Raw genomic sequence first — 787 nt, forward strand, 5'->3', positions numbered from 1 at the left:
GAAAGCCGCCGCTCGCGACGGACGGCTCATGGCCGTCTCCGGTCGAAACTCACCGCTCCCATTTCGAGCGCAAAACGCGTCAGACGGAGATCATGAACCTGCTGAAAGCGCCTCGGTCGCTCTTGATTCCCAAGATCTTGAAAATGCGCGCGAGGTAGTCGACGCACGGTTCTCTCGCCTCGGTGTCTTCCAAGTAAAACGCTTCGACGGTCGGAGTCATCTGTTCGAAGACCCATGTGTCGCTCGGGTTCGCCTGTATGCCGGCAACGAGTCGATCGATGAGTGAGTTGATGAGCGGCTCAAGGCGGCGGCGCTCCTCCACTGCAGGTGCGCCTGGCAGCTTGAGAAACTTGGGCTCCTTCCGCAAGGCATCGAGAGCGGCAACCGTACTTGCGTCGATATGCAGGATTACTGAAGCTCCCGAAGAGGCTTGCACCGTCAGCAGCGGCAGGAACACCAGAAGTGCAAGCGCGGAAGTGCAGGTACGTCGGTTCACGATGAGATTATGCGATGAGGCGGGCACGGGAGGCCTGCCTGCTGAGCCTGTCAGTAATTTTGTGTGCGAGGCATAGCATGACGACCAGGAGCATGTATGCCAAGCAAGACGAAGACGAAGAACGAGGCGATCGCTGCGAGGACGGCGGCGCTGCCGAAGATCCCGAAGGAACTGCTGGATCAATTCACTCAAGGGCCGATGACGGCCGAGGCGATAGCGGAAGCGTCGATGGCGTTCAAGAAGGCGCTGATCGAGCGGGCGCTGGGTGGCGAGCTGAGCCATCACCTGGGC

General features: G+C 60.0%; 1 protein-coding gene and 1 pseudogene. One reads left to right on the top strand and one right to left on the bottom strand.

Annotated features, from left to right (window positions below; genetic code table 11):
- Nucleotides 1-79: 79 nt before the first annotated feature.
- On the bottom strand, nt 80-496 hold the full coding sequence (locus AC1D01_RS37130) for a DUF4844 domain-containing protein (protein ID WP_477874880.1): 417 nt from the start codon (nt 494-496) through the stop codon (nt 80-82).
- Nucleotides 497-592: 96 nt separating this feature from the next.
- On the opposite strand from AC1D01_RS37130, the pseudogene AC1D01_RS37135 reads away from it, so the two are divergent.
- Nucleotides 593-787, top strand: a pseudogene (locus AC1D01_RS37135) (IS256 family transposase); the annotation flags it as partial.

It is taken from the genome of Rhizobacter sp. P3_B12, from assembly GCF_056402895.1.